The sequence below is a fragment of the Aeromonas sp. QDB18 genome (assembly GCF_027705325.1).
In the GTDB taxonomy this organism is placed as follows: Bacteria; Pseudomonadota; Gammaproteobacteria; order Enterobacterales; family Aeromonadaceae; genus Aeromonas; species Aeromonas caviae.
The window spans coordinates 1-6,605 of sequence record NZ_JAPDBQ010000190.1; the positions used below are offsets into that span (position 1 = coordinate 1).

General features: G+C 61.2%; 4 protein-coding genes, 1 tRNA gene and 1 pseudogene. 3 read left to right on the forward strand and 3 right to left on the reverse strand.

Annotated features, from left to right (window positions below; all coding sequences use genetic code 11):
* Positions 1 to 227 precede the first annotated feature (227 nt).
* From OKC30_RS19285 to OKC30_RS19295, 3 genes are all read right to left on the reverse strand, one after another.
* The gene (locus OKC30_RS19285; RefSeq protein WP_005297820.1) at positions 228 to 437 is read right to left on the reverse strand and encodes a cold-shock protein; all 210 of its coding nucleotides are present in this window, start codon (positions 435 to 437) and stop codon (positions 228 to 230) included.
* 295 nt (positions 438 to 732) lie between these two features.
* Positions 733 to 1,392 (reverse strand): LysM-like peptidoglycan-binding domain-containing protein, encoded by a 660-nt coding sequence (locus OKC30_RS19290; RefSeq protein WP_160839324.1) that lies wholly within the window; start codon positions 1,390 to 1,392, stop codon positions 733 to 735.
* A gap of 99 nt (positions 1,393 to 1,491) precedes the next feature.
* Positions 1,492 to 3,594, reverse strand: a complete 2,103-nt coding sequence (locus OKC30_RS19295) for a methyl-accepting chemotaxis protein (RefSeq protein WP_160839322.1) — start codon at positions 3,592 to 3,594, stop codon at positions 1,492 to 1,494.
* Positions 3,595 to 3,857: 263 nt separating this feature from the next.
* On the opposite strand from OKC30_RS19295, the gene gltX reads away from it, so the two are divergent.
* From gltX to OKC30_RS19305, 3 genes and pseudogenes are all read left to right on the forward strand, one after another.
* Positions 3,858 to 5,273, forward strand: a complete 1,416-nt coding sequence (gltX, locus tag OKC30_RS19300; RefSeq protein ID WP_010675482.1) for a glutamate--tRNA ligase — start codon at positions 3,858 to 3,860, stop codon at positions 5,271 to 5,273.
* Between the two features lie 11 nt (positions 5,274 to 5,284).
* Positions 5,285 to 5,420: pseudogene (locus tag OKC30_RS21565) on the forward strand (glutamyl-tRNA synthetase); the annotation flags it as partial.
* Between the two features lie 453 nt (positions 5,421 to 5,873).
* Positions 5,874 to 5,949 (forward strand) — tRNA-Ala (locus OKC30_RS19305).
* Positions 5,950 to 6,605 lie beyond the last annotated feature (656 nt).

Genomic DNA, 6,605 nt, shown 5'->3' on the forward strand with positions numbered 1-6,605 from the left:
GATCTCGCACCTCGATAACTGTACGTAAGATCAGTATAGTTCGTGGTAACTGACTGCTAATCATGGGTAATCAGGTAATTTTAATTTATAGCGGCTGGTGGCGGCCATAAACGGCTTGCAGGTGGGGATGGCAAGCCCGGCAAGAGCTCTGCCGATCGGGGAGGGGAAATCGCGGGCAAAAAAATAGGAGGGGCGATGGCTCCTCCTACGGGTTCACTGGCGCTGGCTCAGATAACGGTGACGTTCTCGGCCTGAGGGCCTTTTTTGCCCTGGGTCACAGTGAACTGGACTTTTTGACCTTCAGCCAGGGTCTTGAAACCTGCGCTCTGGATGGAGGAGAAGTGAACGAAAACGTCCGGTCCCTGGGATTGCTCGATGAAGCCAAAACCCTTGGTTTCGTTGAACCATTTTACTTGGCCGGTGCGAATGTCAGACATGTGGTAAGTCCTATCTATAACAAAATGAAACTAAGCCTGGTTGGGCAGCATTTGCCTGGAAGTCAGGGGTTGAAGCATGACTGACCACGTCTCTTTGTCCCAGTAGCATGTAGCACAATCCCTGTCTAAAGCCTGACCGATTGTACTGGAGCCCGATCCCTTGTCAATTTGGCACTTTTCATTTTTTGAGCGAGCTAAAAGTATTGTGAAGTCAGCAGCTTGTTTCATGCTTCACATCAAAAAAAACGGGAGGCCATGGCCTCCCGTCTGCATAAGGGGAAGTGGTCGAGCCCCCTTATTCCTTGAGGGCGAACCCTTCCCCCTGGCGGTCGTAGCGGTAGCTGACCAGACCGAGAGAGCGGACCTCGACCCGCTGGATGCGGCGGCTGGTGTCCACCAGGATGAACACCGACTTGCCCGACTGCAGCCGGGTCAGCGGCCTGTCCGGCCCTTCGATGGCGATGAGCCGGCTGAGCTCGGCCCCCGGCAACTCGAACTTGCGGAAGATGGAGTAGAGGGTTTCACCGGCCTGCACGTCGTGCTGCAACCAGGTGCCATCCACTTTCTCCTCGACGGGCTTGGCGGCCTGGGGCTCACCGGCGTTGCCGACGGTCAGGGCCTGGGCGGGCACGGCCAGGGGGACCGCCAGAGAGCCTGACGGCGCCGTGGTCGGGGCGGCGGGGGCGGGCTCCCAGGCCAGCACCAGCAGCCAGAGCGGGATCAGCACCAGCAACCCTATGGTGTGTTTGCGGGGCAGGGGGCTTGCCAGCTTGAACGAGGCCGCCTTCGGCTCCTTGTTGCGCTGACCCAGGCCACTCATGCCCTGGCCGAGACGCTGGCGCAGGGGCAGGGTAGCCGCGTTGATACGTTGGAGCAGGGTTCCTTGTGATTCGTCTTGGCGACGCTGCTGGGCTCGTCTGTTATGGCCACGTGGGCGACGGTCCGGGGTGGGCACGGCATTTACCTCTCACTACATTGCCTGCCATCAGGCAAATATGCCGCCTATGGTAAACGGACTCGTCCCCGAGGGGGAGAGTCCGGAGCATGAAAATTATCAGCTGAGACGAAACTGACCCAACAATTGCTGCAAACGTTCCGCCGCCTGACGCAAGGCCTGGCTGGCGTTGGCCGTGCTGGTGGCGTCCCTGGCGATGTCGTTGGCCAGTGCGCTGGTTTTTGACAGATTGCCGGAGACAGTCTCGGAAACCGAGCTCTGCTCCTCGGCGGCGGAGGCGATCTGGTAGGTCATGTCGTTGATGGTGGCGATGGCCTGGAAGATGCTGCCGAGGGCCGCCTCCGCCTGATCCGCTTCCCCCACCGCCTGATGGGTCAGCTGCTGGCTCTGCTGGATGGCGTTGACCGCGTTGGTGGAGCTGTGGCGGATCTTGTCGATCAGCTCCTGGGTATTCTGCACCGCCTGCTGGGTGTTGCCCGCCAGCTTGCGCACCTCGTCGGCCACCACCGCAAAACCGCGCCCCTGCTCGCCGGCCCGGGCCGCCTCGATGGCGGCGTTGAGCGCCAGCAGGTTGGTCTGATCGGCGATCCCCTGGATGACGGTGAGGATGCTGGTGATCTGCTCGCTGTCGTGAGCCAGCCCTTCCACCACCTCGGCGCCCTTGCCCGCCTCGGCGGCCACCTTGTGCATGGAGTGGATCACCCGCTGGAAGCGTACCTTGCCCTCGTCCGCCGCGCTCTGGGCCTGCTTGGCGGAGTCGGCGGTGTTGTTGGCGTGGGTGGCCACCTCCTGGCTGACGTAGGACATCTCCTGTACCGCGGTCAGCATCTGCTCCATCTCGGCCTGATGATGCTGCAGGTTGCTGTCGGTCTGGCCGGCGATGCGATCGGTCTCCCCGGCGTGGCGATGGACCTCGCTCGCGGTCTTCTGCACATCCCCGAGCAGGGCCTGCAGCTTGTCGATGAAGCGGTTGATGCCCCGGGCCAGGGCCCCCAGCTCGTCCCGGGAGCGGCTCTCCAGACGCTTGGTGAGATCCCCGTCGCCGTCGGCGATGTCATCTACCAGGCTGACCATCTGGCGGATGGGGCCCGTGATGCTGCGGGCAATGACCAGCATGGTGCCAAGGGCCAGCGCCAGTACGATGAGGGCACCGATGAGCTGCTGGGTCATGGCGGCGCGGTTCATGTCGGTGAGCTGGCGTGCCAGCTCGTCCGCTCCCGCCAGCACCACCTTGTAGGGCAGGGTGACGATGATGGCCCAGTTGCGGGCCATGCCGGGCACCGCGATGGGCACCGAGATGCGAAACGCATCGTCGAGCTCCTGGCGCTGCACGTCCGGTTTGAGGTACTGCTGCCAGCCGCTGCCGAGCACCTTGTCGGCGCGGCTGCCGAGCAGGCTGGCGTCGCCGCTGGTGCCGGTGATGACGCCGGCAGCGCTGACGATCAGGGTCTCCCCCTTGCCGTCATAGATGTTGCTGTTGAGAGACTGGGCCTGACGGCTGATGGAGTCCACCGCCAGATCCAGCGCGGCGATGCCCTTGAACTGGCCATCCACCAGGATGGGGGTGGTGATGGTGCTCACCAGCACCTGCTGGCCGTTGATGTCCACCTTGAAGGGGTCGATGAGGCAGGGGCGCCCCTCCCGTTTCGGGCAGGCGTAGTAGTCGTTGGCCGGGTTGCCGAACTCGTCCGGATCGCTCTTTTCGATGGAGAGCAGCAGATCGCTGCCGATCTGATCCTTGTCGCGGTAGAAGTAGGGAACGAAGCGCCCCTTGTCGTCGCTGCCAAGGGCTGCCTGTCCCGCGAAGCTTTCGTCCTGGCCGTCGAAGCCGTTGGGCTCGAAGCCCGCGAAGGCGCCATAGAGCTGAGGCTCCAGGGCAAGCTGGGCCTTGAGCAGATCGGTGGCTTGCTGGCGATCCAGCGGCAGCTTGCCCTCCTGCTGGCGGGCGAAGACGCTGGCCATCTGCTGGGTGTAGGAGAGCCCCTTTTGCAGCAGCTGGGTGATGGTGGCGGCCTCGGCACGGGCGTTGGCGCTCACCTTCTGCCACGCCTCCTGTTGCAGGGCGGCGCGGCTGGAGTCGATGGTGAGCTGCTGGGTCTGCCGGCCTGAATACTGGTTGAGCAGGATCAGGATGACCAGGGCCGTGGTCATGGCGACACCGGCCAGTACCAGGATACGATTCTGGATAGAACGAAACTGCATCGCGCGTTCCTTGTATCGTTGAGGGTTCGTTGACGGGGTGACTGAAGTATCGGCTGTGCGGGAGATCTCTCCAGCGACCTCGCCTAGCTAAGCGGGAAAAAAGGGAAAATTCTGAGACATCACTCTAAAACAGCGGTTTTTGCGGGAATAGACCCTATTTTCCCCTCTGCCTCGCCATGGTTTTCCCATCCGTCATTGTCGGTGCTAAAATGCGACGGTTTTTTTAACGAATTGGCCCAAGGCCCTCTACACAAGGCTTAAAGATGAAAGTCAAAACCCGTTTTGCTCCCAGCCCGACCGGCTTTTTGCATGTCGGCGGTGCCCGTACCGCACTCTATTCCTGGTTGTTTGCAAAGAACCAGGGCGGTGAGTTTGTGCTGCGTATCGAGGATACCGATCTGGAACGTTCCACTCAGGAGGCCATCGACGCCATCATTGAGGGCATGGAATGGCTGGAGCTGAACTGGGATGAGGGCCCCTACTACCAGACCAAGCGCTTCGATCGCTACAACGGCCTCATCGACGAGATGCTGGCTGACGGCCGCGCCTACAAGTGCTACTGCTCCAAAGAGCGTCTGGAAGCGCTGCGTGAAGGCCAGATGGCCAACGGCGAGAAGCCCCGCTATGACGGCAAGTGCCGGGATGGCGCCCACGATCACCCGGCCGATGCGCCCCACGTCATTCGCTTCCGCAACCCGACCGAAGGCTCCGTGGTGTTCGATGACCACGTCCGTGGCCGCATCGAGTTCGCCAACACCGAGCTGGACGATCTGATCATTCGCCGTACCGACGGTGCGCCGACCTACAACTTCTGTGTTGTAGTCGATGACTGGGACATGGAGATCACCCACGTGGTGCGTGGGGAAGACCACATCAACAACACCCCGCGCCAGATCAACATCTACAAGGCCCTGAACGCGCCGGTGCCGGAGTTTGCCCACGTCTCCATGATCCTGGGTGACGACGGCGCCAAGCTCTCCAAGCGCCACGGCGCCGTCTCCGTCATGCAGTACCGCGACGACGGTTACCTGCCGGAAGCGCTGCTGAACTATCTGGTGCGTCTGGGCTGGTCCCACGGGGATCAGGAGATCTTCACCCTCGACGAGATGATCAAGCTGTTCAGCCTGGATGCCATCTCCAAGTCCGCCTCTGCCTTCAACACCGACAAGCTCTTGTGGCTGAACAACCACTACATGCGCAGCCTGGATCCGGCCTATGTGGCCAAGCATCTGGCCTGGCACATGGAACACCAGCAGATCGACACCAGCAATGGCCCGGCGCTGGCCGACGTGGTCACCCTGCTGGCCGAGCGCTGCAACACCCTGGTCGAGATGGCCGCCCAGAGCCGCTACCTGTTCGAAGAGTACGAAGCCATCGACGAAGCCGCTGCCAAGAAGCACCTGCGCGGTGTGGCTGCCGAGCCTCTGGCGCTGGCCAAGACCAAGCTGGCGGCCCTGGAGACCTGGACCACCGAGGCGCTGCACGAGCTGATTGAAGCGACCGCCGCCGAGCTGGGTCAGGGCATGGGCAAGGTCGGCATGCCGCTGCGTGTGGCCGTCACCGGTCTGGGCCAGTCTCCTGCCATCGATGCCGTGATGGCGCTGGTGGGCAAGGAGCGGGTCCTCGCCCGTATCGACCGCGCTTTGGCGTATATCGAAGCGCGCATGGCCGCCGAGTAAGCTTGCCGCCGCACATTGCCGTCACCGGTCTGGGGTAATCTCTCCCCTGCCATCGACGCCGTGATGGCGCTGGTGGGCAAGGAGTGGGTCCTCGCCCGTATAGATCGCGCTTTGGCGTATATCGAAGCGCGCATGGCCGCTGAATAAACATCGGCCATGGCATGAAAAGGGCTCCCTGACGGGGCAATGCTGTTCAGATAAGCACATTTTTGACTAATTATTCATAAATGCGACTTGAGTTGGGGGAGCAAGGCTGTTTCCAGTCGATGTTCCTTCAGCCTTTATCCAGCGTGGCTTGCAATAGAAAGAGGGAGGCATCATGCCTCCCTCATTTTTTAGCCCTGATACTACGTGGACTGGAACTCAAATTCTCTTAAGTGAACAGCATTGCCCTGACGGGGGCCCTTCGTATTTTGGCCTCAAGCGGATTTGCGACGTAAAACAGCGACATAGCGACGAGGTTGGCGGTAAAAACAGCTAACTGCCTGAATTTTGACTAAACGCTCCAGCGGGCGAGAATTTTGGGTTGACAGCAAAGCGGGTGATGCCTATCATGCGCCTCCGTTGCCAGAGATAACTTTGGTAGCGCCGAGGTGAGTTGGGGTTATAGCTCAGCTGGGAGAGCGCTTGCATGGCATGCAAGAGGTCCGCGGTTCGATCCCGCGTAGCTCCACCATCTTTCGCAAGAAAGCACCAAGGCCACCGCATCGCGGTGGGCTTTTTGTTTGCCTGTCATTTGGATTTCCCATGATCTCGCCCTTTGCATTTGTCTGGCAAATGGCGCTTCACCCTGTCCGCGAGGGCATCAGCGGCCCTGGCCGCCGCTGACGGGGGTGAGGGGGGGATTGGCGCCGATGCCGCCATGGCCATGGCGCGGGCTGCACGATGCCATCCTCTGTCGCGTGGCGGTTGGCTCGTTCGGCAGCCTGCGATGGCGCTTCACCTTGTCCGCGAGGGTATCAGCGGCCCTGGCCGCCGCTGACGGGGGTGAGGGTGGAGATTGGCGCCGATGCAGCCATGGCCAAGGCGCGGGCTGCGCGATGCCATCCTCTGCCGTGTGGCGGTTGGTTCGTTCGGCAACCTGCGGGATACGCTATCCGGCCCCTGGAGTCAGCACCGGGTTTCCCCGTCGGCAGGGTGCCAGCCCCCCGGGAAAGGGGTGAGACGGGGCAACAGGGCATTTATTAATCCCATGATGTGGCCCTTTGCATTTGTTTTTCAAATGGCCTTGGCACAAAAAAAAGCCCGCGATCATCGCAATGCTGTTCACTTAAGAGAATTTGAGTTCCAGTCCACGTAGTATCAGGGCTAAAAATGAGGGAGGCATGATGC